The sequence below is a fragment of the Aquimarina agarilytica ZC1 genome, assembly GCF_000255455.1.
GTDB classification, from domain to species: Bacteria; Bacteroidota; Bacteroidia; order Flavobacteriales; family Flavobacteriaceae; genus Aquimarina; species Aquimarina agarilytica.
Map to the genome: position 1 here is coordinate 45,787 of NZ_JH621250.1, position 26,129 is coordinate 71,915.

The following is a 26,129-nucleotide window of genomic DNA, read 5'->3' on the forward strand; positions in this document are numbered from 1 at the left end:
ACTTAAAAACTTTTTTTTAGTGAGAAGCTAAATATTCAGCTGTTCCTTTAGCATTAGGAGACATTGCCTCTTTTCCTTCTTCCCAGTTTGCTGGACATACCTCTCCATGTTTTTGTACGTGAGCATAAGCATCAATCAAACGTAAAAATTCTGCTACGTTACGTCCAACTGGCATATGGTTTATACCTTCATGAAATACTGTTCCTTCTTCGTCAATTAAATAAGTAGCTCTGTAAGTTACATTATCTCCATCAACTAAAACCGTACCCGTTTCCTCATTGTAACGCTCATTGGTAACATCTAAAATACCTAATTGACTAGATAAGTTACGGTTGCTATCTGCTAAAATTGGGTAAGTAACTCCCTCAATTCCACCATTATCTTTAGCTGTATTTAACCATGCAAAGTGCACCTCTGGTGTATCACATGAAGCTCCGATTACTAATGTATTTCTTTTTTCGAATTCACCTAAAGCTTCTTGAAAAGCGTGTAATTCTGTTGGACAAACAAATGTGAAGTCTTTTGGGTACCAAAATAAAAGTACTTTTTTACCTTTATTTTTAGCTTCTTCAAGTACATTAATTTTGAACGTATCACCCATATCGTTCATTGCATCAACGTCTAAATTTGGGAATTGCTTTCCTACAAATGCCATGTTTTTAATTTTAAAATGAATTATTATTTAATTTTCTTTGACAAATATAAAGCGAAGATTCGTTCAAAAATCGTATTTTGAATTCTAAATTGCTATAAAACTATAAGTTTTAATTATTACAAATACATCATTAATATTGAATAGATCTATAAAAAAAATCTTAAGTGTATTATTATCAGTGTTTTTATCTTTTTTCGTTTTTGCAAACGAAGATCAAAATGAAGAGGCTACAGAACCCACTATGTCTATTCAAGAGCTGAACGAGAGCATTATAAAGGCTGCTAACCTTCAAAAAAACAATGAATATTACAAAGCCATGGAATTAGCCCAAGATGCTAAGGTTGTAGCTATGTATTATGATGACTCATCTGCTCTTGCCAAAATATATAATATTATTGGTTACAGTTACAAAGTAAATGGCGAATTAAATAAAGCATTTCAAAATTATACAAAAGCTGCAGTACATGCTCGTTTATCGTCAAATTTCGAATTAGTACACAATGTATATTACAGTTTGGCCGAGCTCACTAATTTACAAAAAAGACCTATTGAGGAAAGCATCGATTACTACGAGAAAATTGACAAATATGCGACACTCACAAATGATTCCACTGAAGTCCTTACCGCTAATAATAAAATTGCTCAACTATATTTATTAAACAAAACAGCGGATAGTGTTGTAATTCCTTATTTAGATAAAGCAACCCAATATAGCTCTTACGAAATTAGCCCTAATGAAAGTGTGCGATTAAATTATTTATGGGCCTATTATTATATTCAAAATGGTGAATATACGGAAGCTGATAATTTTTTGGAAAACATAACCTATGAGGGACTCAAAAAAGACAAAAAAGATGAATTTAGCGAGTTATACAAAATTAAATCTCTAATTAATTTTGAGAAAGGAGATTTCCAAAGTGCCTATCACGATCTTCAAAAATATGAGCAATTAGAAAAACAAAAACTTAGTAGAGAAAAACTAAAAGAGGTTACCATTGCTAATGCTAAGTTTGAAGTTGATAATTACAAACTCAATCTAGAACAAATAAAAGGGGACATTCGCGAAAAAGAAACACAACTAACACAATGGAAAACTAGTATTTTTTTAGGAAGTGCCGTGTTAATTATAAGTTTAGCTTTCCTTATCAGTTCCATTAGAAACAATTATGTTCGAAAAAAGCTTAATAATAATTTACTTGAAAAAAATCAAGAATTATTAGAAGCCAAAGAAACAGCTGAACAAGTTTCACGATTAAAATCTCAATTTGTATCAACAGTAAGTCATGAACTAAGAACACCTTTGTATGGAGTAATAGGCTTAACACAACTTTTAAGAGAAAATCCAGATAGTGAAAGTAGAAAGGAATATTTAGATTCCTTAAAATTTTCTGGAGATTATTTATTAGCTCTTATCAATGATGTTTTACAATTAAGTAAAATTGAAACTAAAGAAATTGTTGTTGAAGACGCTCCTTTTAATTTAAAAATATTAATAGACAGCATAGTCAAATCTTTACACAATAAACGCCATAAAAACAACAATAAAGTTCATGTCGAAATTGATCCTTTTATTGATGAAATTATTGTTGGTGACTCCGTAAGGCTATCTCAAATTATTATTAATTTGGTCGGAAATTCACTAAAATTCACTTCCAACGGTAATGTTTGGATCAAAATACTCAAAGAAAAAGAAACGCCTGATTTATACCAATTAAGGTTTATAATTAAAGATGATGGGATTGGAATTCCAAAGGATAAACAAAAAACCATTTTTGAAAACTTTGAGCAAGTTAAAAATGCCAATTCGGAATACCAAGGTACCGGTCTTGGATTATCTATTGTTAAAAAATTAATAGACATTTATAAAAGTGAGATTACTGTTGAAAGTGAAATTGGAAATGGTGCTGAATTTACTTTTTCATTACCTATTAAACGTACCGAACAAAAACAATTAGATAACGATAATACTAATGACGATAAGTATATTGAAATAGGAACTACAACTAAATTAGATATCCTAATTGTTGATGACAATAAGATTAATCAAATTGTTACTAAAAACATACTAGACAAAAAAGGTTATACTACCACTATTTGTGATAATGGATTGCAAGCTATTGAGAAAGCTAAAGCACATAAATACGACTTAATCCTTATGGATGTAAATATGCCAGGTATGGGAGGACTAGAAGCTACTCAAAACATTCGAAAATTTGATGTCCAAACTCCAATTATTGCGCTAACGGCTGTTGAAGAAAAAGAAATGATTGACGAAGCCTTTGCCGCTGGAATGAATGATCTTATAGTTAAACCATACGATACGCATAATTTCTACCAAACGATAATTAAAAATATAAAAAAACCTAGCCTTGCTAGTTAATACACACACATGAAATTAGACATTTTAGCTGTTGGAGCACACCCCGATGATATTGAATTAAGTTGTGCCGGTACTTTAGCTAAGGAAATTGCAGCTGGTAAAAAAGTAGGCGTCTTAGATTTAACACGTGGTGAATTAGGGTCTAGGGGATCTGCAGAAATTAGAGACCAAGAAGCCGCTGAAGCTTCTAAAATTTTAGGTTTACACGTTCGTGAAAATTTAGGCTTTAGAGATGGTTTTTTTACAAATGATGAATTCCATCAAAAAGAAATCATAAGAATTATTCGTAAATATCAACCCGAAATTGTGCTATGTAATGCCATTGATGACCGGCATATTGATCACGGCAAGGGCAGTCAATTAACTTCCAATGCTTGTTTTTTATCTGGTTTACGTAGAATTGAAACCGAATTAAATGGAGAACTTCAAAAAGAATGGAGACCCAAGCATGTATACCATTATATCCAATGGAAAGAAATAGAACCTGATTTTGTAGTAGACATTACAGGTTTTAATGACATAAAAATGGCATCTGTTCAAGCATATAAAACTCAATTTTTTAGTGACAAAGGGAAGCCTGGCGAACCACAGACCCCTATTTCAAATAAAAATTTTTACGACAGTATCGATTATCGCGCTCGTAACTTAGGACGCTTAATTGGAGTTGATTACGCCGAGGGTTACACCACTGAACGCTACGTAGCTGTAAACTCTATTACAGATTTAATTTAAAAAAATCATTTTTTACTTTGTAGATATGTAAAGAGTGAGTATCTTTGCACCCGAATTAAATGGTGGTTGTAGCTCAGTTGGTTAGAGCATTGGTTTGTGGTACCAAGGGTCGCGGGTTCGAATCCCGTCTTCCACCCCATTTATTTAAAAACCTCTTGTTTTTACAAGAGGTTTTTTGTTTATTTATACGACCATAGGACGACATTAGCCTTTAAAAACTATTTCCACTTTAAATATAATTTCCTTCCACTTTTAATTGTCATCTCCTTAAATTCTGACCGTATTATATAATCATTCGTCTCTAAATGAAAAAATAGCCCTAAAAAAACCAAATGTGTTATAGCTTAGTATTTGATTTTCATATTTTAACATTAAATATTTAACTCAGCTCTAATTAATAACAATGTACACAACAACACAACACAAATTATTACCTACAAAAGTAGTTTTAATGTTAATTTTTTTAACACTACTACCAAAGCATTTAGCTGCTCAAAAAAATGAAAACACTAAAAATTTTGAATGGTTTGATACCAATAAATCATTTGAAAAAAGAGCTAAAGCCTTAGTCGCTTCGCTTACGCTAGAAGAAAAAATTTCGTTAATGGTAGACCAAAGTGCTCCAATTGACCGTTTAAACATCCCGGAATACAATTGGTGGAATGAATGTTTACATGGTGTTGCTCGAAATGGTAGAGCCACAGTTTTTCCTCAAGCCATTGGACTGGCTGCAACATTTGACCAAGATTTAATTTTTAAAGTAGCAGACGCCATTTCAACCGAAGCCAGAGCCAAATTTAATGCCTCTATAGCTATAGGAAACAGAGGCAAATATGCAGGTTTAACCTTTTGGACTCCGAATATTAATATTTTTAGAGATCCGCGTTGGGGACGTGGACAGGAAACCTATGGTGAAGACCCTTATTTAACAAGTCAAATAGGTGTTAATTTTGTAAAAGGACTACAAGGAAATCATCCTAAATATTTAAAGTCTGCTGCTTGCGCTAAGCATTATGCGGTACATTCTGGTCCCGAAGAATTACGCCATGAATTTGATGCTATTGCCTCAAAAAAAGACATGGCAGAGACCTACTTACCCGCCTTTGAAGCTTTGGTTAAAGAAGCAAAAGTTGAAGGTGTAATGGGGGCTTACAATAGAGTAAACGGCGAAGGCGCTTGTGCTAGTCCTTATTTATTAGAAAAATTACTAAAAGATACTTGGGGTTTTAAAGGCTATATTGTTTCGGACTGTTGGGCTTTGAGTGATTTGCACAAATTCCATAAAGTAACGCAAACTGCCGAAGAATCTGCTGCTGCTGCCTTAAATGTAGGTTTAAATGTAAATTGCGGTAATGTGTACCCTGCTTTGGATGGCGCCATTAAACAAGGTTTAACTTCCGAAAAGCAATTGGACAACGTATTACAGCATCAATTATTAACACGCTTCAAGTTAGGATTTTTTGATCCTTCAAACAACAATCCTTATAACAAAATTACTACCGATGTTGTGGATAGTGAAGCCCATAGAGCTATTGCTTTAGAAGCTGCTCAAAAATCTATTGTACTACTCAAAAATAACAACAATCTATTGCCTTTAAAAAAGGATTTAAAATCTGTTTATGTAGCCGGACCGAATGCCGCACGAGAAGATGTATTGTTAGGAAATTACTATGGAGTAACTTCTAAAACGCAAACTATTTTAGATGGTATCGTATCCAAAGTAAGTGCAGGAACTTCTATAAATTACAAACAAGGGCTACTACCCTTTCAAAAAAATGTAAACCCTATTGATTGGTCTACAGGTGAAATATCTCGTGCCGATGTTGGTATTATAGTAATGGGACTTTCGGGCAATTATGAAGGTGAAGAAGGTGAAGCCATTGCTTCTGAATCCAAAGGAGATCGTGTTGATATTCGATTACCACAAAATCAAATAGATTATATTAAAAAAATAAAGGCTAAAAATACGGGGAATCCATTAGTTTTGGTTCTTACCGGAGGATCTCCCATTGCCATGCCCGAAGTCTATGATTTAGTCGATGCTATTGTTTTTGCATGGTACCCTGGAGAAGAAGGCGGACAAGCTGTAGCTGATATTCTATTTGGTGATGTAGTACCTTCTGGTAAATTACCTATTACCTTTCCTAAATCAGTAGATGATTTACCCCCTTATAATGATTATGCAATGAAAGGACGGACGTATAAATACATGACTAAAACTCCCCAATTCCCTTTTGGATTTGGACTTTCGTACACCTCATTCAAATATGATAATTTAAAAGTTTACAAAGAAAAAGCTAGCTTTTCCATTACTAATAATGGCAATGTTGATGCCGAAGAAGTAGCACAAGTATACGTAAGTTCACCTAATGCAGGTAAAGGCGATCCCTTAAACACTTTGGTTGGCTTTACTCGAGTTTCTTTAAAAGCTGGAGCAACCAAACAAGTGAGCATTCCTTTTTCAAAAAAAGCATTTGTTCAATTTGATTCGGATGGCAAAGAAATCACCCGAAAAGGAACATATACTATTCATGTAGGTGGTGCCTCACCAAATACAATTACTACTACTTTAGGTATTGATGTAATTTCATCACCTTTTAATATGTAATACGATTTGCAAAAAAAAGAGTGAGATTATAAATATTTATAATCTCACTCTTTTTAAATTATTCCTATAATTTGCTACCTAAGTTGAGTAAATCGAATACCTAATTCTTTTTCTAAGTTTCTTAAAAACTTTACTTCTTTATGATCTACAAAAGCTATAGATATTCCCGTTTTACCGCCACGAGCTGTTCGACCACTACGGTGTACATAATACTCTGATTGATCTGGTAATTGATAATGTAATACAAAAGCTAAATTAGCTACATCAATCCCTCGAGCTGCCACATCGGTAGCCACTAATAAATTCAATTTTTTGTTTTTAAAAGCACGCATCACCTTATCACGCTCCTTTTGCTGCATATCGCCTTCCAAAACACCTACTTCAAAACCACGTTTAAGTAACTGCTCGGTTAAACTACGTGCCGCCACTTTAGTTCTAGAAAAAATAATACCACGTTCATTTTTATTTCCTTTAAGAAAATAAGTCATAGTATCCACCTTATTAGCTTCTTCTCCAACTACAAATTGGTGTGCTATTTTAGTATTAACAGCATCATTTTTATCAACTGTTATTTGTAATGCATTAGGTGAAAGGTATTTTTTAACTATGCCTTGCAATGCTTGTGGCATAGTTGCCGAAAACAACCATATATTGCGATTACTACTTATAGTACCTAAAATAAAATCAAGATCTTTTTTAAAGCCCATGCTTAGCATTTCATCCGCCTCATCCAATACTATCGTATTAATGTAACGAATATCAACTGCTTTACGCTTTATCAAATCCACCAAACGCCCCGGTGTAGCAACTACAATATGTGTAGTACGCTGTAGGCGTTGTATTTGACGATCTATTTTTTCACCTCCAAAAACAGTTTCGGTAAAAATTTTATCGGTGTATTTCGTAAAACGAAATAATTGTTTTTGTATCTGCTGCGCCAATTCACGGGTTGGCGCCAATATCAATGATTGCGTTTGATGCTTATTAGCATCAGTATGCATTAGCAACGGTAAACCAAATGCAGCTGTTTTACCCGTCCCAGTTTGGGCTTTTCCTATAAAATCATTGCCTTGTTCTAACAATAATGGAATAGCTTGTTCTTGAATTTTTGAAGGGGTAGTAATTCCTAACTCTTTTAAACCTTTGTTTAAATCTTCAGAAATTCCCAGTTGCGTAAATGACATACTTTATTTTTTTGCAAAGGTAGCTTTTTATAAACTGTAAACTACATTTCGTACTGTTGATCACTCCCTTTAATAACCTCGGTTTTTCCATGTGGAGAAGGTTTCCCGGTTTCGTCCAAGTTTACCATAGTAATATTATCTACAGTAATAATAGGTTGACGTGTCATTTTGTTACGCGCTTCGCACTTTAATACTAATGACGAATTTCCAAATTTAACCACTTCAAGTCCAATTTCAACAATATCACCTGGCATGGCCGAACTCACAAAATTAATCTCGGACATATACTTGGTCACCACACGACTACTTTCTAACTGAATTACAGAATACAATCCAGCTTCTTCATCTATCCATTCTAATAAACGCCCTCCAAATAACGTTCCATAAGGATTTAAATCACCTGGCTTTACTATGTTTCTACTATGATATCTCATTTATTTATTTTTACTTCTATAATTTACAAAATTAATACTTTGTCATTAGCTAATTACTACGGTTTTTACATTTACAAATGCCTTTATTCCTTCTTGCGAAAGCTCTCGCCCTAAACCAGATGCTTTACTTCCGCCAAAAGGCAATTCGGGCATACTTTTTACAAGGGAGTTTACAAACACTGCCCCATCCTGAAACTTAGGTATTAATGATCTCATTTGAGTTACATCTTTAGAAAATAACGAAACTCCTAAGCCATAGGCTGTATGGTTAGCTAATGCTACAGCTTCATCAACAGTTTTAAAACTAGTAACAGCTAATACAGGACCAAAAGTTTCTTGCGAAAACAAAGGCATATCGGGTGTTACATTACTTATAATAGTAGGTTCAAAATGATAATCATGGCTATTCCCTCCTAACAGTACTAAAGCTCCCATTTGAATTGATTGCGATACTTGCTGTTCTAAATTTAAAACAAACTCTCGTTTTGCTAATACACTAATTTGGGTAGTTTCCTCCGTTGGATTCCCTATTTTTAAAGTTCGCACCTTTTCTACTAAAAGCTGCATAAATTCTGCTTTTATTTCTTCGGCAATAAGCAAACGTTTTCCCGCTATACAACTTTGCCCATTGTTTAAAAAACGAGATTGCACACATATATCTACCGTTTTTTCAACATCTGCATCCTTAAAAACGACTAAAGCATTGCTCCCTCCCAATTCCAATATCATTGGTTTCAATTCACCTCCCGCAACGGCGCCAACTGCTTTTCCCGCTTTGGTACTCCCAGTTAAGCTTACTCCTTTAATAATATCATTAGCTATTAAATTTTCAGTGTTTTTATTCGTAATAAATAAATTTACGTAAGGTTCAATATCTTGAATAGCTGTATTAAAAATTTCTTCTAACAGCAGAGCGCATTCTGGTACATTTAACGCATGTTTTATAACCACTGTATTACCAGCTATTAGTGTGGGTATCGCAAAACGAAATACTTGCCAAAAAGGAAAATTCCATGGCATAATTCCTAAAATAACACCTAAAGGCTCATAAATTTTTATCCCTTCGGGAGCTGTTTTTAGTACTCTTTCTTCCAAAAATTCAACCGCATTAGCTGCATAATAATCACATAAATCGGCACATTTATCTATTTCTGCATAGGAATCTGAAATGGGTTTACCCATTTCTGTAGTAATCAACAGTGCCGCTTTTTCCTTATTTTTTAACAGTACTTCTTTTAGCTTTTCTATATATTTTACTCTATTTGCTACTGAGCCTTGACTCCATTCAAAATAAGCTTCATTTGCCGAAATTAATTTATCCTTTACCTCCTGTGTACTATGATAAGTAAACTCTAATATACGTTTACCGGTAAATGGATTGGTACTATAAAACATGTTTTCGTTGTTCGTTGTTCGTTGTTCGTTGTTCAAAATTACAAAATCAAGCGTAGTGTTCATAAGCCTGTTAATATGTTTCGCTCATTTTTTTTTATGAATTTACATTTATTGTATCTTTAAATGGTTACCTAGAGTTAAATTTATACATACTTTAAATGTATTTTAATTTTTAGTTAAGCTTAATAGGTATTCAGCCCTCTTTGAGGGATAAACATCTTTATTATGAAAGCAAGAGATTTAAAACTCAGTGAGCTTCGTCCTCAAATTCTTTCAGCGAAAATTCTGCCAGGCATGCGTGCCGAAGAATTGTTCCAAAACACCACACTCCGTCCTATTATTAAGTTACAAAATGACTTATTAATTGCTGTGTTTAAAAACTATATCCGGAAGAATAAAAATCGTTTTTACGACATCAACCTCGAAAAACGTTTACTATACATAGAACATGCTATTCAAAAAGACATTAAATTTAGAAATAGCTTAAAAGGAATTATTTTGGGACAATTCACTATTGAAGAATATGAATTGTATACCAAAAATTCTTCTGCACTAAACAAGCGTATGATGAATTTAGTGATTCAACGTATACAAGATCAAGTCCAATTATTGGAACCCAATTGTGTCTTAAATTAAGTCCTATTCAAAAAAGAACCTCAATTGAGATTCTTTTTTTTATGTAAACAAAACCTTACTAACAAAAAAAGATGAAAACTTTACAGTTTACCTTTTAGTAACATTGTTAAAGCATGGAAAGAATGCTTAAATTTGCATCGTAAAAATAGGAATACAATTCATACTGATATGATTCACTTTTTTGGAAATCCCAATTCAAAAGTATTTGCTGTTCAAACCAGCGCTGAAATTTCTTCAGAAAACATTCAAAAATTATCATGGTTATTTGGCGACCAACAAAAAATTGAAGCGACTGCTATAGACGCTTTTTTTATTGGCCCAAGAGCTGCTATGATAACACCATGGAGTACTAATGCCGTTGAAATTACTCAAAATATGGCCATTGAAGGAATTATTCGTATTGAAGAATTTACAGCTTCTACAGCCGATTTTGCTGATTTTGACCCCATGCTTTCGGAAAAGTTTTCTAGTTTAAATCAAGAAACCTTTACTATTGATATCGAACCTGAAGCCGTATTGCCTATTGAAGATATTGCCACTTACAACAAACAAGAAGGTTTAGCCTTAAGTGATGAAGAAGTAGCTTACTTAAATAGTGTAGCCGAAAAAATTGGAAGAAAGCTAACCGATTCTGAAGTTTTTGGATTTTCGCAAGTAAATTCGGAACACTGTCGTCACAAAATTTTTAATGGAACCTTTGTGATTGATGGTGAAGAAAAACCTACTTCATTATTTAAATTAATTAAAAAAACATCACAAGAGCATCCAAACACTATTATTTCTGCATATAAAGATAATGTTGCTTTTGTAAAAGGACCAAAAGCCACTCAATTTGCTCCTAAAACACCTAACAAGCCTGATTTTTATGAAGAAACAGCCTTTGACAGTGTAATTTCGCTTAAAGCTGAAACACATAATTTTCCTACTACTGTGGAACCTTTTAATGGTGCTGCCACAGGTGCTGGTGGTGAAATTAGAGATCGTTTAGCTGGTGGAAAAGGATCTTTACCTTTGGCTGGAACAGCTGTTTATATGACTTCGTATTCTCGTTTAGAGGAGAACCGTCCTTGGGAACAAAAAGTAGAAGAAAGAAAATGGTTGTACCAAACGCCAATGGATATTTTAATCAAAGCTTCAAACGGAGCTTCGGACTTTGGAAATAAATTTGGACAACCTTTAATTACGGGTTCGGTGCTTACTTTTGAACATGAAGAAGATGCTCGATTAGTTGGTTTTGATAAAGTAATTATGCAAGCTGGTGGTATTGGTTATGGGAAAGAAAATCAAGCTTTAAAAGATACACCAAATACAGGTGACGAAATTGTTATCCTTGGAGGTGAAAATTACCGTATTGGTATGGGAGGAGCTGCCGTTTCTTCTGCAGATACAGGAGGCAATAATTCTGGAATCGAATTAAATGCCATTCAACGTTCCAATCCCGAGATGCAAAAACGTGCTGCCAACGCTATCCGCGGAATGGTAGAAAGTGACCAAAACACCATTGTTTCTATTCATGATCACGGAGCGGGTGGACACTTAAACTGTTTATCTGAATTGGTTGAAGAAACGGGTGGAAAAATAGACTTAGATAAATTGCCTGTAGGTGACCCAACACTTTCTGCTAAAGAAATTATTGGAAACGAGTCTCAAGAACGAATGGGATTGGTTATTGATTCTAAAAGTTTAGAAACCCTTACCGAAATTGCTGAACGTGAACGCGCTCCTATTTATAATGTGGGTAAAGTAACTGGTGATGATCGATTTACTTTTGAATCAGCTACCACTGGTGAAAAACCAATGGATTTAGCTTTGGAAGATATGTTCGGAAGCTCGCCAAAAACAATTATGACTGACGAAACAGTTACGTATAATTACGAAGCTCTAAGTTATGATAAATCAAAAATAGAAGATTACTTAAAACAAGTATTACAATTAGAAGCTGTAGCTTGTAAAGACTGGTTAACGAACAAAGTAGACCGTTGTGTAGGTGGTAAAGTGGCCAAACAACAATGTGTTGGACCATTACAATTACCATTAAACAATGTAGGGGTAATGGCTTTAGATTATACTAGTACTAATGGTATTGCGACTTCAATTGGTCATTCCCCTTTAACAGGCTTAATTGATCCTGCTGCAGGGAGTAAAAATGCTATTGCAGAATCATTAACCAATTTAGTTTGGGCTCCTTTAGGCGAAGGATTAAAGTCAGTTTCCTTATCTGCCAACTGGATGTGGCCCTGTAATAATAAAGGTGAAGATGCTCGTTTATATACTGCTGTAGAAGCGGTTTCTGAATTTGCCATCAACTTAGGTATTAACGTTCCTACGGGTAAAGATTCTTTATCAATGAAACAAAAATACCCTGACAAGGATGTTATTGCTCCAGGTACGGTTATTATTTCCGCAGCTGGTCATTGTAACGAAATTAACAAAGTAGTTGAACCTGTGTTACAAAAGGATGGTGGTGCCATTTATTATATTAATATTTCTGAAGATGACTTTAAATTAGGAGGCTCATCATTTGCTCAGATATTGAACAAAATAGGAAACGAAGCGCCTTCAATTAAAAATGACGAAAAATTTGCTACTACATTTAACACGATTCAGCAACTCATTGCCGACGATCAAATTTTAGCAGGTCACGATATTGGTTCTGGAGGTTTAATTACCACCTTACTAGAATTGTGTTTTGCTGATGTTGATTTAGGAGCTAACCTTGACCTTTCTGCGTTGAATGAAGCAGATACGACTAAAGTACTGTTTGCCGAAAATATTGGTTTAGTATTCCAAGCAAAAGATAACACTGCCGTAGAAGATACACTTAGTAAAGCAAAAATCAGTTTCCAAAAAATTGGGACTGTTGTGGAAAGTGATCGTTTAAATATTAAAAACCAAAATGATTCTTTAAGCTTATCAATTTCTGAATTGCGTGATGTTTGGTTTAAAACATCTTATTTATTAGATGCCAAACAAAGTGGCGAAGCTAAAGCTAAAGAACGTTTTGATAATTATAAAAATCAAGCCTTACAATTTAGCTTCCCTGCTAATTTTGATGGAAACAAACCAGTACTAAATACTGCAATTGGCAAAAGACCAAAAGCAGCTATTATTCGTGAAAAAGGAAGTAATTCTGAGCGAGAAATGGCTAATTCACTTTACTTAGCTGGTTTTGATGTTAAGGATGTACACATGACCGATTTAATATCGGGTCGTGAAACCTTAGAGGATATTCAATTTATTGGAGCCGTGGGTGGTTTTTCAAACTCAGACGTGTTAGGTTCTGCTAAAGGTTGGGCTGGTGCATTTAAATATAATGAAAAGGCAAAGACTGCTTTAGAAAATTTCTTTAAGCGAGATGATACGTTATCTGTGGGGATTTGTAATGGATGTCAATTATGGGTTGAGTTAGGGTTGATGGATCAAGAATTAACTCAAAAAGCAAAAATGCTTCATAATGATTCACATAAACACGAGAGTAATTTTACTTCGGTTAAAATTCAAAAAAACAACTCTGTCATGCTTTCTAATTTAGAAGGAACTACATTAGGTGTTTGGATTTCGCATGGGGAAGGAAAATTTAATTTACCTGAAACAGAAAACAACTACCATATTGTTGCTAAATACGGATACGAAGGCTACCCAGCTAATCCTAATGGCTCTAGCTACAATACAGCTATGTTAGCTACAAAAGATGGACGTCACTTGGCTACAATGCCACATATTGAACGTTCTATTTTCCAATGGAATTGGGCTAATTACCCTACAAATCGTAAAGATCAGGTTTCACCTTGGTTACAGGCCTTTGTTAATGCACGTGTTTGGATTGAAAAGCAGAAATAATAAACAGTAAACAACTGTATAAAATAAAAGCCCTGATTAAAATTCATCAATCAGGGCTTTTACTTTTATGATATATTTTATTATAAACTAACCTTTTGCTTTTTCCATTTACCTGATAAGTATTTTTCTCCCACAGATATTTCTTTTATTTCTTTAGCAGGGACTCCATAAGCTAACCTAAAATTTTCTACATCTTTGTTTACCAAAGCTCCTGCTCCTACAATACTATGCATTCCTATATGTATTGAGTGAATAATATTTGCGCCCAAACAAATTGCCGAAAAAGTGTCAATAATTACATTACCTCCTACTGTTACGCCTGGTGCTAAACTTGAATAATCGTTTATTTTACTTTCATGCCCAAAATTTACTCCCGTATTCAAAATACAGAATTCCCCTACCTTAGCTTCAGCATTCAAAGTAGCAGATGCCAATATAACACTACCTTTGCCAATGGTAACTGTTTTGCTAATTATAGCAGATGGGTGAATCACAGTAATAAATTCAAAATCAGGAACCAATCGCTTTATTTTTTCAACTAACGAAAAACGTGTCCAATTGTCCCCAATAGCTATCACACCTCTCGTTATACCTTGATCATATAATTGCGAAATCAAGTCTTCGGTTCCTAAAATTTCATAATCAAGAACTTTTTCTCCAACAGGCTTAAAAGAATCTATAAAACCATGAATTGAATATTCTTCATTAAGTTCAATAGCTTCTGCTACCACTTTACCGTGACCTGATGCTCCAATAATAAGAACTTTTTCCATTTTTTATTGAATTGAAACTGCAATCTAATCATTTAATTTTTAATACTATTATTCAATTTAATTTTACAAATCACTTATCGATATTTCTAGTATTTCAACCTTTGTTATTCATTTCATTTACCATAACTCTCCTTTTTCCTGAAGCTAACAATGGAATCTCATCCACATATTCATTTGTAATAGTAGCTTCCTTTCCTAAATATTGTTTTAAATCAGTTTTTAATTGTTCTAGTCTTAAAAATTCTTTGTCAATATTTAACTTAATATGGTATGTTCCGACTGATTTTTGAATAAGTTGACATTGTTTTAATTCGGGATAATTGTTTACTAATAAAATTAAATTTACATTTATGACTTCTCCAGAAGTATTATAAATAGTATCTATTTTTCTTCCATGAACTTTTTCTAAAGCTAGGTTTCCTTCTATTATTTTTTTTATTCCAACATCACCTGTATCATATCTAATCATTGGCATAGCATAATTATATAAATCTGTTACTACTATTCTACCTATCTTACCATCTTTCACAGGTGTGTCAGATTCTAAATTTAAAATTTCTATTAAATAACTCGCTTCATTAATTAAAAAATAATCTTTATTCAATGGCTGTTGTGCTAATATTCCGTTCTCAACGTTTGAATACCTTGATACTACATTCACATCAAAGTATGTCTTCATTTTTTGCTTAGTGTAAGTATTTAAACTTTCGGATATTGCTATCGCAGATTTTAACTTGTATGCTGGAACAGTATTGTTATTTTTATCTAAATATTTACAAATACTTTCAAAAGCAGAAGCATAGCCTAACCAACTATTTGACGCGCTACTTTTTGATAAATTAGTAAGTATTGATAATTTACATTCATCTTTCTGTAAATCAAAAACATCTATGGGCACTATATTTTGTATAAATTTTACGAGAGAAGATTTTTGTTCAAAGGCTTTCCACATTCTAAAATAAGTAATTCGAAAACCTAACCTAAAACCGGCTTTTTCAGAAAAGTATAGATTATCTGCTATATTTCTAATTTTTTTTAACTTATTCTGAAACACCTCAAAAGGTGTTCCTGTAGAACCACTTGTCCTTACTTTAAAAATTTGATTTTCAGAAAATTTAATAGATTTAAAATCATCACTATGTGCTCTAATGATATTTTTATTTACTACAGGAAAATCATTAACTGAATTGTAACTAGTTAATTTTTTATAATACTCAGTAGTAGTAATAGCATGAGTTAATATATTTTTTAGCGCAATTTGCTTCTTTTCAATTACCTCTTTATCATTAGGGTTTTCGTTTAAAAATTGAATTTCTTTAAAATACTTTTTTTTGATTCCTCTTTTAACTAAATCAATACTCCAAAAGATCTTATTCCTTAGTAATTCTGACAATTTCATAATTAAAAAATTAAGCTTCCGACATGATTTCTTTAAACAACGGATGTTTTAAATAGCCCCCATAGGCTATATCTGGAGTAACAAAAGAATTATTGTCATTACCTTCAATAATAACTGGCCCACTTGGACTAATAGCTATATCCCATCCAATAATGCGATCTGGAATATGAAGCACTGCTTTTTTTATTAAATCACAAGCTTCATTGAAAAAAGGGATTTCAAAACCATCAAAAACCACTCCTGTATCTGGGTGGCTTGTTAATTGTTCTCCTCCATATTTCATTAATTGATGACTCTTTCCTTTTAACTTGCCTTCCTCTAAATCAACGCTAACATAAAAACCACCAGAACTACCATTATCAACTACATTTCCTCCCCTACCAAATCGCATAAAAGCTGAAAGAATATGTATTTGATTATGCTTGTCTATATAAGTATCAAAACGAATTGTGTTTACACTATATTTATATATTTTATTAATCTTTTCGTGTTGTTCTATTACTTCTTGATGAATGCAATCATTTTCTAAAATATAAGATCCAAAAATTGCTAATTCATTTTTAAGGTTTTCATCTGTTAATAAAAAACATCCATTACCTCCCATTTCGGTAATTGACTTTACAAATATTTGATTTGTATTAGATTCCTTGAAAACACGCTCAAAAAAATACTTCAAATGTTCCTGAGAATTAGTATATGACGTAATTGAATTATTAAAAAATCTGCTCTTAAAATTATAACTCAATAAAGCAGGAGTAGGTAAGCTATTCTTCTCCATAAATAATGAAAAAGCTAATTTATTACGTAACAAAGAAGCATACTGAAAATGATGTAATTTTTTTGACAAAGTGATTTTATCCACTTCTGCACTACTTAAATAGTCTAAATAATTATTGCTATTTTTCCTGTATAAAAATTTTCCAAAATAAAAATATGGAAACTCCTTTTTCTTTATTCCAAAAATTATAGCTTCTTTAATTATCTGTATTATTCCCTTTCTATTCGTATCATTTGTAATAACCAAAAGTCGTTTTTTTAACAGGTATATCTTTTGTTTCATAATAAGAAAAGAGAATAATAGTTTCTAGTTAATTAGTGCTTTATATTCTTTTAGCAATTGTTGCCACACGAATGTTCTTTCATAGCTATTGACTATTACCGCTCTTGAGTTACTTCCTAAATCTTCTTTTAATTTATGATCAATTAGTAATTTTTTCATAGAACTATACAAAGCTTTAGTACTTTGTACTGGAATAATTAACCCATTAATACCTTCACTAACAATTTCATTACATCCATTAATATCTGTTACTATGCTAGGCAATCCCATTGCCCCAGCTTGCATAACTACATTTGGGAAGCCTTCTCTGTAACTTGGAAAAGTTAACACGTCTGCTATCGAGAAAAAAGGTCTAACGTCGTTCTGCCAGCCTACTGAAATAATATTCGAATTTGTATTAATTTCTGTTTCAGTATCAGGTAATAGAGGATCTAAATCTTTCTCATAAGTGCCAACTAATAATAATTTTGCTTGGTCAAATTCTACACTGATCTTTTTAAAAGCTTCAATTAATTCATTAATTCCCTTATCTTTTACCAACCTACCAACAAAAAGAAAAACTACATCTGACTGTTTTATTGATAATTGTTTTTTTAAATCTTCTTTTTCAGAATCTGAATATAAACTTGGATCAAAATATGATGTATCTATTCCATTTGAGCTTCCTTTAGCTATTACTTTTGTTTTCTCTTCTGCTATAAACTTATTCTCAACTATAATATCTTTTAAACCATATGAGTTAGGGTAAATTTTAGTTGCACATGAATAGGTAAGCTTTTCAACAAAATTTAATAATTTTCTTTTTGGACCTGTAACCACTAAAAGTGGTAATCCTGCTATAGTGTGTAACCTATTAGGCACACCCGCTAGTTTAGCGGCTAACATTCCTAGAGTTCCCGCTTTTGGTGTATGACTATGTACTATATCCGGTTTCTCTTTTTTAAAAACTTTATACAATTGATATACCGCTTTTAAATCTTTAATCGGAGTAATTTTCCGAGTCATTTCGACAGGTATAACTCGAATACCCTCATCCTCAGCTACATTATAAATAGTACTATTTATACTAGCACTTCCTTCACTAGATATCCCTAGAATTTCGTAATAATTAGACATAAATTTCAATTGTCCTTTTAATAGTCCTCCTAATGATACAGGAACAGTAGTTACTCTAATTATTTTTGCCATTGCTATAAAGCTGTTGTAATTTATGAAGGTAAATATAATGGAAAAAGTGTTTCTTCCTTTTTTATTTTGTCATGTAGTCCTTACATCTATTTAAAAAATGTAATTAAACATCGGTATGAAGTAAGTAAATTTATTCCGACAATAAATTTACATTTTTATTTAAAATTATACTACAAATAAGAATACTACGTTATCGTAAGAAAATTCGTTTACATTTACATTTTGTAGGAAATTATTGTTAAAATTATTAAAAAAATGTTAATTAAGATATTGAAAACATGTTTTTAATCGATTAATTACGTTTTTTACAGATTAAATGACGTTATTGCAACACAAATTTATAATACTCAACTAAAAGAAAACTAAAATGAAACACACATTTTATTACCTACTCGTACTTTTATCAGTTACATATTTTTCATCCTGTAGTACTGATAGCCTTGAAGAATTAGATCTAAAAAAAGATACCCCTGAAACAATTACTGGGATTGATGATCCTGAAAAAGATCCCTCCCCTAAAGAAGACCCCAAAGAATCTCCTACTAAAGAACCTGTAGCCGCTCCCCAAAAAGATCCGTTGGCTTCTTGTGATGATTTTGATTGGACAAATATTATTGATAATAAAATTACAATTGACTGCATAGTTAATCTTAATGGTAAAACTATTGATATTCCTAATAATACCACAGTGATTTATGAAGGTGGTGACGTTAAAAATGGTACATTAAATTTTGCTAGTAATGGAAAAATTGATGGTGAGCTATTAAATGCGTCACTAGATTTAAATGGAGATGTACAACTTTCTAAAGATGAATTTGAATTCATTCCTAACCGATGGGAAATTGTTGAAGGAAGGGTAAATAATGATGTTGCTAGTAAAAATAAAGATAATTTGAAAAAAAATCTTTATTATATGAAAGAGTTAGGTGCAAAAACTTTTATAATCGATAAAATTGATGCATTTTTTAAAGTAGATGAACCATCTGGGAAACCTGTTCCCACTGCTTTTGCTATTACGATACCTTCAGATTTCCATTTAAAAATGACTAATAATACTCATTTACGAATGCAACCTAATGCTTATAAGCAACCTGTTCTTTTATCCATACTAAGTGTTTCAAACGTAACCGTTGAAGGAGGGGTTTTACATGGAGAAAGAGATGAGCATGATTATTCTAGTGGTGGTACACATGAATGGCCAACTTTATTAAGTATAAAAGCTGGTCAAAACATTGTTATAAGAAATATTACTATGCAAGATGCAACTGGAGATGGAATAGCTGTTTCTGCTTTAGGACATTCTTTTGACCCTCATTATACTCAATCAAACAATGTATTGATTGAAAACAACAAATTTTTAAGAAATAGACGTAATAATATGTCTATAACTGATGGATATGATATTACTGTTCAAAATAATGACTTTATAGATGCTGGAATACACACTAACAAATCACGTGGTGTTGCTCCAGGATTTGCTATAGATATAGAACCTGTTAGAGGTTCTGATCCTAGAGGTCCATTCCAAATTGCACATGATATAATAATTAGAAACAACAGAGAAAGAGGAAGTAGAGTTGGTGGTTTTACAGTTCATACAGGAGATCGTGTTATTTTTGAAGGTAATGAAATGTCTAACGAAATTTCCTATTCTACAGCTACAGAGATTACTATAAGAAATAACACATTCAATGCTATTACCGAAAAAATAAAAAACAATGGTACTGCAATTGTGGCAGGAAGATTTGATAGATTTGAAAGAAATTTTGGTAGCAAAGTATATGGTAATACTATTACTGGATATTCTACAGGAATAAAAATGTCAAATACTGATTTAGAAGTTTATGAAAATAAAATTTTTGAATGTAAAACAGGTTTAAGTATTGAAACAATAACGAATTCTAAAATTTACGAAAATAAAATAACTAGCAAAAGAGCTAAAAGTGATGGTATAATGAATTCTGCTCAAGCCAAATATTTTGACAATATTATTGTTAGTAAAAATATAATAGATGTAATGAGAGCTGCGTTCTTATTTTCTGGTATAAATGACGAAGCTGATCAAAGTAATTACAGTTTTAGTGTAAGTGGGAACATGTTTATAAAAAATGGAGCAACCTTTAATTCTACAAATGGTTTTTCCTTCAATGATAATAATTTCAAAAATGGTGGTATTAGAATTGAGAATTCTGAGAATGGTGAGCTAAAGAATAATACAATCAAATCTACTTCATCTCATGGTGTAAGATTAGATAGAGGTTGTAAAAATATTAAAATTGAAAATCACAAAATTTCTGTTACTGGCAATTTCAAATGTATCACTCAAACAGCAAATGATGGTATAGATATTGAAATTATAGACATACAATGTGAAGGTTAGTAAATAAATTTTAATCAACTAATTTTTTAAAAAGCTCAATATAAGATGTTACCATTATGTTAATATCAAAATATTGAGCTTTTTTTATACATTGAGTTGCTACTTTAGCAGAAAAAGTATCATTATTTAACAAATCTATAATAGTATCAGCTAATTCTTTATAATTACTATCTTCAAAAACAATCCCAGAACCATCAACAATATCCCCTAACCCAGGTGTATTTGATGCTATAAAAGGTTTCCCCGATGCCATTCCTTCAATGCATGATAGAGATAAGCCCTCATAATGCGATGATAAAGCCACTATATCTACTGACTTTAATAAACGAGGCACATCATTCCTGATTCCTAAAAAGAATACTCTATCTTCTATTTGTTCTGTTTTTATAAAATTTTTGTATTCTTCAATTAAAGGACCGCTCCCTACTAATAGTAATTTTACATTTTTAGGCAATAATTGAATTGCTTTTATCAACGTTTTTTGATCCTTTTGAGGTGTAAAACTAGCTACTTGCAACACTAATTTATCCAAATCTTCAAAACCAAGCTCTTCTTTTGTATAAGCTATTGCTTGTTGAATCTTTTTAAGATCAATACCATTGTGGATTTTTGTAATACGTTTTGTTTTTTCATTAACACTTAAATGTTTCTTTAAATTAACATCAACTGCTTCAGAAATTGTAACTGTTTTTTTGAATTGTTTATATACTAAACGATCAATTATTTTAAATATAAAAATTGATCTCCTTCTATTAGTAGTATTATGCTCTGTGAATATAATAGGCTTCTTTTTTAAACTAAAAAAGTTTGCAAATGCCACCCAATAAGATACTGGGAATAAATGTGCATGAATTATATCGTAGTTTTTGAAAAAAGATTTTATTTTAAAAACATGTAATGGATTATAAATATTTCCTACTAAACTATAAACTTGAATAGTATTATTAGCTATTTTTAAACTATCAAATAATGGTGTTTTTTCTCCATTTAAAAGTAGTATATTAATTTCAATCCCTTTTTTTGCGAACAATAATGAAGTTTCAACTACAAGTTTTTCTGCTCCTCCTGCTCCTAACGAATTTATAACCTGTAAAACTTTCATTTTTTAACTTTGTTTATATATAAAACATAACTATACAATAGTATTCCAAAAGGAATGGCCAGAATGGTTAAAAAAGGCTTTGATGTTTTACGTAAAAAATTAATATCACATAATTGTATACTATGTGATACATAATGAACAGCATTTTTAAATTTTACTTTAAAATAATTTGAATGTTTTAGTGTAACTAACCTAGCATATTGAAATCCTTTTGGGTGCCTAAAATACTGTTTTATAATATTCCTAGAAGATCCATCTTCCATATATTCTACTATACATAACACTTTATTCAAACAAAGAAACTTATATTCTTTACCTATTAATAAATATAAAATGCCCAATGGAACAAAACGTTCTCCTTCAAAAACAGGATAAGGATCATATTCTTTAACAATACTTGAAACTAAGACCATTTTTTTATCTCCAGAAATTTTATATTTATAATAAATTTCTTCTAAAGTTGTCTCTGTAAGCTCTTTGGGAAATTTATTTCCGATTATTTCACCATTTTTATAGGCATCAAGCCCTATAAAACCTGCAATTCCTTTTTTATCTCCTATTGATTTCCAAAAAGAAATAATATGATTTACCGCGTCATCTGGCATAAAATCATCCGAATCAATACAAACATTTAGTTCTGTTTTAATCAATCTATATGCTGCATTATGTCCCCCATGCATTCCAGTGTTTTCCTGATAATGATATTGAATTGAAATTGCATCTTCTTTAATCCATGATTGTACTAGATTTTTTGTATCATCCGTTGACCCATCATCAATAATCAACCAAACAAAATCATTATTACTTTGCCTTTTCAGACTTTCATAACACTGCCCTAAACAATATGCTCTATTATATGTAGGTGTAAAAATAGTAAGTGTTTTCATTTTAAAATTTTATTAGCCATAATAAACTAGCCACATTAAATAGGTAAACGAAAAATAGGCTATAACAACTTTTGCTATAACTACTTCTTGAAATTCAAAAAATTGCTTTTTTAGAAAAGGATAAATAATGATAATTGCCATCAAAAACCAGGATAAATAAGCAAAACGATTTGAAAAATTGGCTCTAATTACCAAAATCCAAAAACTATTACAAATCAGATATACTCCATAAATTTGATTGTAAAACTTATCTTCAAATTCATTTTTTATTACAAAATACCATCCTGTGAATACTGCAAAAGAACTGTAAAAAATAAAATCCCAACGAAAGCCTGTTTTTCCAACGTTTTCTACTGTTGTATTTTCACTCAAATAGGCTGCTAATCTATCATCTCCAAAACCTAAAACAGTAAAAACACTAATCAAAGCCCCACCTATGACAAATGATAAGGGTATAGAAAATAACCAGGCTTTAATATAAGTCATAGGTTTATTATAAAACAAAGTCACTATATAGGCCATTATTGGCAGCAAAAGTGTTTTGTGGAATAAAGCTGCTAAAACAAAAAACAATAACATTAATGCTTTTTTATTATAATAACACAACCCCCATAAAAACATAGATGTAGCCACTCCATTTCTAATACCATTTACTCCGTATGTATAAAAAGAAAATGACACCAAAAACATAAAAAAAGCATAAAACCAATATTCTTCAAAATGTATTTTTGAAATTAAATACATTGGAAAAATGTATAAAAACTCAGTAATAAAAAAAAAACCATATACACTTGTAAAATTTGATAAAAACTTTATGTAGTAATGAAATACAAAATCTTTTTTAATTGTTACAGGTTCTCCTAGACTATAAGCATTAAAATACTTAGAATAAGTTCCCATATCACCAAAATAGCGGCCACTTATGGGGCGTAATCCTAAGTAAGCAATTGACAAAAATAACAACACAAAACCTACCGTTTTTAAAAACAAAATATTCTTTGGGTCATCAATATCTAAAGTGTAGGCATGTATTAAGTTTGCCAATACTAAAAAAAGGCATACATGTACATAAATAGAATAATAATGTTCTAAAGGAATTAAAGTTATCATTTAAGCTGTCCTTTTAATTCACTTGCAAGCTTTTTCGATCTTATGCTAACTCCATCTCCATTTAAATGATATGAGGTATCATAGAACAGTACATCTTTGTAAACATGATCTTTTGGTGAATCTAATATGTTAAAATTCCCATATTTTTTTAGTGCCTTTTCTATAGCTAAAATTGTTTTTTTATTCTTTGTATAGGTTGACCTACATAAACTAGGAAATGATATAAAAAACTTAGCTCCTTTTCTTTTAATTTGATCATTAACTGAATTTAAAAATTCAATTACATCAACATTAACCACTCCATTGAAATTATAAAGCTTTAAATCTTCATTTTTATCATCCCAATGTGTATAATGATCTCCAAATTTATTAATTGAAAACTCGGTGTAATTTTTTTCCGAATTCGTTCTTCGTGGTTTATTTTTCGCTTTATTATACACAAAAGATTTTATTTTATCAAACGAAAACTGTGGTATAAATTCTGAAATACTAGCTAATTGCTGAAACGATATTAATTTTAAATTACTTGGCTTAACGGTTAATGAAAATAATAAGGGTTCTTTTCCGTAATAATTATCACCAATAAAATGTGAATATTCTGGAGATAACACAATGACATCACCCTCATTAACAAATTGCAAAACATCTTCAATAATATATTTTAAACCATAACCTGCATGTATAGCATGATTAACTACAGGATAATTTAAATCATCTTGTAGAATTTGACTATTAAATCCAAAAACTACATTTGAGCCACCTGTTAGCACTACTTTTGGTTGTTTATTTTGTTGCAATAAATTATGTTTAGCAACTAAACTATAATCCACACTGCGAACAGGATTATTATTGGGAAGTATCAAACCTACAAAAACAAAAAGAAATACACCTATGGCAAATACAACACTATATTTTATAAAATGCTTCATCATTAAAATTGAAAATAAATAAATTCTTGTTTTTCTGCACCAAACCAAAATATGATTATGATCAAAATATAATAAATTAACCAACGGCTAAATTTATTCATTTTTAATTCATTCATATACAATCCATGTTTATTATTTCGTTGGAACCATTCAACAATTACAAGAACAATTATAAAAACCAAAGGTTTTAAGCTTACTTCGGGTACAGAAATTATAGATGAAGAAATCATATTTTTTATATAACTGAATGCTGAATGGACATTAGGTGCTCTAAAAAATATCCAAGCTATCAGTGTTATAAAAAACGTAAGTATTATTTTGATAAACTCTTTAGGCTCTACAAAAATACTATTTGATGCAATCGCATTAGTATTTACTCTATTTTTATTGAGTAATAGAAGGGGTAAAAAATATAATGCATTTAATAATCCCCATATTATAAAGGTCCAATTTGCACCATGCCAAAATCCACTAACAATAAAAATAATAAATGTATTTCTCACTTTCATCCAAACTCCTCCTCGGCTTCCTCCCAAAGGAATATACACATAATCTCTAAACCAGGTTGTTAATGATATATGCCATTTTCTCCAAAACTCAGCTATATCTCGGGAAAAATAAGGGAAAGCAAAATTTTGCATTAAGTTAAATCCAAATAAGCGTGCCGTTCCTATGGCAATATCAGAATATCCTGAAAAATCTCCGTATATCTGAAAAGCAAAAAACAAAGCTCCTATAAAAAGCGTACTACTATTAAAATCCGTATAGCTATCAAAAACTTCATTTACTATTATAGCGCAATTATCTGCAATAACAATTTTTTTAAAAAGTCCCCATAATATCTGCCTTAAACCATCTTTAGCCTTTTCTAAATCAAATGTTCTTTTAGTGTAAAATTGAGGTAATAAATTAGTAGCTCGCTCTATTGGACCTGCTACTAATTGAGGAAAAAAACTAACAAACGAAAAAAATGCTATTGGATCTTTGGTTGGCTTTAACTGTCCGCGATACACATCAATAGTATAACTCATTGTCTGAAAAGTATAAAAACTTATTCCTACAGGTAATACAATATCTAATGTTAAAGTATCTATTTGGTAACCTAATGATAGTAAGCCTTCTTTTAAAGAATTGGAAAAAAAATTAAAATATTTAAATACCCCTAAAAAACCTAGATTTATTAGCATACTTAAAGTTAACCACTTTTTTTTATCCTTTTTTTGGTTAGTCTTTTCTATAAAAATCCCACAATAAAAATCTATGATAGAGCTAAAAATTATTAAAGATAAAAACCTCCAATCCCACCAACCATAAAAAATATAACTAACTACTAAAAGTAAAAAGTTTTGAAGCTTAATAGTTTTATTAAAAACAAACCAATACAACAAAAAAACTGTTGGTAAAAAAATTAAATATTGAATTGAATTAAAAATCATA

19 protein-coding genes and 1 tRNA gene are annotated in these 26,129 nt (G+C 31.4%); 7 read left to right on the top strand and 13 right to left on the bottom strand.

From position 1 onward, the window contains the following. Positions 1-16 precede the first annotated feature (16 nt). Positions 17-655 (bottom strand): peroxiredoxin, encoded by a 639-nt coding sequence (locus KQA_RS0204005; RefSeq protein ID WP_010178346.1) that lies wholly within the window; start codon positions 653-655, stop codon positions 17-19. A 136-nt stretch (positions 656-791) separates the two neighbouring features. On the opposite strand from KQA_RS0204005, the gene KQA_RS0204010 reads away from it, so the two are divergent. From KQA_RS0204010 to KQA_RS0204025, 4 genes are all read left to right on the top strand, one after another. Further along, positions 792-3,035, top strand: coding sequence for a response regulator (locus KQA_RS0204010; protein ID WP_232285849.1), 2,244 nt, complete (start codon positions 792-794; stop codon positions 3,033-3,035). 9 nt (positions 3,036-3,044) lie between these two features. Further along, the gene (bshB1, locus tag KQA_RS0204015; protein ID WP_010178350.1) at positions 3,045-3,767 is read left to right on the top strand and encodes a bacillithiol biosynthesis deacetylase BshB1; all 723 of its coding nucleotides are present in this window, start codon (positions 3,045-3,047) and stop codon (positions 3,765-3,767) included. Positions 3,768-3,829: 62 nt separating this feature from the next. Continuing rightward, a tRNA-His gene (locus KQA_RS0204020) sits at positions 3,830-3,906 on the top strand. A 312-nt stretch (positions 3,907-4,218) separates the two neighbouring features. Further along, entirely contained in the window at positions 4,219-6,375 is a 2,157-nt protein-coding gene (locus tag KQA_RS0204025; protein ID WP_029209448.1) for a glycoside hydrolase family 3 C-terminal domain-containing protein, read from the top strand. A 74-nt stretch (positions 6,376-6,449) separates the two neighbouring features. Here KQA_RS0204025 and KQA_RS0204030 read toward each other — a convergent pair whose 3' ends face one another. From KQA_RS0204030 to KQA_RS0204040, 3 genes are read right to left on the bottom strand one after another with little or no spacing between them, the layout of a single operon-like run. Then, positions 6,450-7,559: a DEAD/DEAH box helicase gene (locus KQA_RS0204030; RefSeq protein WP_010178353.1), complete on the bottom strand. Its 1,110-nt coding sequence runs from the start codon at positions 7,557-7,559 to the stop codon at positions 6,450-6,452. Positions 7,560-7,600: 41 nt separating this feature from the next. After that, positions 7,601-7,993, bottom strand: coding sequence for an acyl-CoA thioesterase (locus KQA_RS0204035; protein ID WP_010178354.1), 393 nt, complete (start codon positions 7,991-7,993; stop codon positions 7,601-7,603). Positions 7,994-8,038: 45 nt separating this feature from the next. After that, a complete protein-coding gene (locus KQA_RS0204040) occupies positions 8,039-9,451 on the bottom strand; it encodes an aldehyde dehydrogenase family protein (protein WP_010178355.1) in 1,413 nt (470 codons plus the stop codon). Between the two features lie 162 nt (positions 9,452-9,613). On the opposite strand from KQA_RS0204040, the gene KQA_RS0204045 reads away from it, so the two are divergent. Both KQA_RS0204045 and purL read left to right on the top strand, forming a co-directional pair. Then, positions 9,614-10,024, top strand: coding sequence for a hypothetical protein (locus tag KQA_RS0204045; protein ID WP_010178356.1), 411 nt, complete (start codon positions 9,614-9,616; stop codon positions 10,022-10,024). Positions 10,025-10,192: 168 nt separating this feature from the next. Beyond that, positions 10,193-13,864 (top strand): phosphoribosylformylglycinamidine synthase, encoded by a 3,672-nt coding sequence (gene purL, locus KQA_RS0204050; RefSeq protein WP_010178357.1) that lies wholly within the window; start codon positions 10,193-10,195, stop codon positions 13,862-13,864. 80 nt (positions 13,865-13,944) lie between these two features. Here purL and KQA_RS0204055 read toward each other — a convergent pair whose 3' ends face one another. The 4 genes from KQA_RS0204055 to KQA_RS0204070 form a co-directional block, all read right to left on the bottom strand. Next, positions 13,945-14,637, bottom strand: a complete 693-nt coding sequence (locus tag KQA_RS0204055; protein WP_010178358.1) for an acetyltransferase — start codon at positions 14,635-14,637, stop codon at positions 13,945-13,947. A 94-nt stretch (positions 14,638-14,731) separates the two neighbouring features. After that, positions 14,732-16,036, bottom strand: coding sequence for a phenylacetate--CoA ligase family protein (locus KQA_RS0204060; protein ID WP_010178367.1), 1,305 nt, complete (start codon positions 16,034-16,036; stop codon positions 14,732-14,734). Between the two features lie 10 nt (positions 16,037-16,046). After that, positions 16,047-17,096, bottom strand: a complete 1,050-nt coding sequence (locus KQA_RS0204065; protein ID WP_050858521.1) for a sugar-transfer associated ATP-grasp domain-containing protein — start codon at positions 17,094-17,096, stop codon at positions 16,047-16,049. 24 nt (positions 17,097-17,120) lie between these two features. Next, positions 17,121-18,284, bottom strand: a complete 1,164-nt coding sequence (locus KQA_RS0204070; protein WP_010178372.1) for a glycosyltransferase family 4 protein — start codon at positions 18,282-18,284, stop codon at positions 17,121-17,123. 367 nt (positions 18,285-18,651) lie between these two features. Between KQA_RS0204070 and KQA_RS0204075 the strand changes: the two genes are divergently transcribed. After that, positions 18,652-20,664 (top strand): right-handed parallel beta-helix repeat-containing protein, encoded by a 2,013-nt coding sequence (locus tag KQA_RS0204075; protein WP_010178373.1) that lies wholly within the window; start codon positions 18,652-18,654, stop codon positions 20,662-20,664. Positions 20,665-20,674: 10 nt separating this feature from the next. Here the strand turns inward: KQA_RS0204075 and KQA_RS0204080 are convergent, their stop codons facing one another. From KQA_RS0204080 to KQA_RS0204100, 5 genes are read right to left on the bottom strand one after another with little or no spacing between them, the layout of a single operon-like run. Beyond that, entirely contained in the window at positions 20,675-21,766 is a 1,092-nt protein-coding gene (locus KQA_RS0204080; RefSeq protein ID WP_010178375.1) for a glycosyltransferase, read from the bottom strand. Next, positions 21,763-22,653: a glycosyltransferase family 2 protein gene (locus tag KQA_RS0204085; protein WP_010178377.1), complete on the bottom strand. Its 891-nt coding sequence runs from the start codon at positions 22,651-22,653 to the stop codon at positions 21,763-21,765. The genes KQA_RS0204080 and KQA_RS0204085 overlap by 4 nt, the downstream gene beginning before the upstream one ends. A 12-nt stretch (positions 22,654-22,665) precedes the next feature. Beyond that, a complete protein-coding gene (locus tag KQA_RS0204090; RefSeq protein ID WP_010178380.1) occupies positions 22,666-23,763 on the bottom strand; it encodes an EpsG family protein in 1,098 nt (365 codons plus the stop codon). After that, a complete protein-coding gene (locus KQA_RS0204095) occupies positions 23,760-24,692 on the bottom strand; it encodes a hypothetical protein (protein WP_157366582.1) in 933 nt (310 codons plus the stop codon). The genes KQA_RS0204090 and KQA_RS0204095 overlap by 4 nt, the downstream gene beginning before the upstream one ends. Positions 24,693-24,694: 2 nt before the next feature. Beyond that, a complete protein-coding gene (locus tag KQA_RS0204100) occupies positions 24,695-26,128 on the bottom strand; it encodes an MBOAT family O-acyltransferase (protein WP_010178383.1) in 1,434 nt (477 codons plus the stop codon). Position 26,129 lies beyond the last annotated feature (1 nt).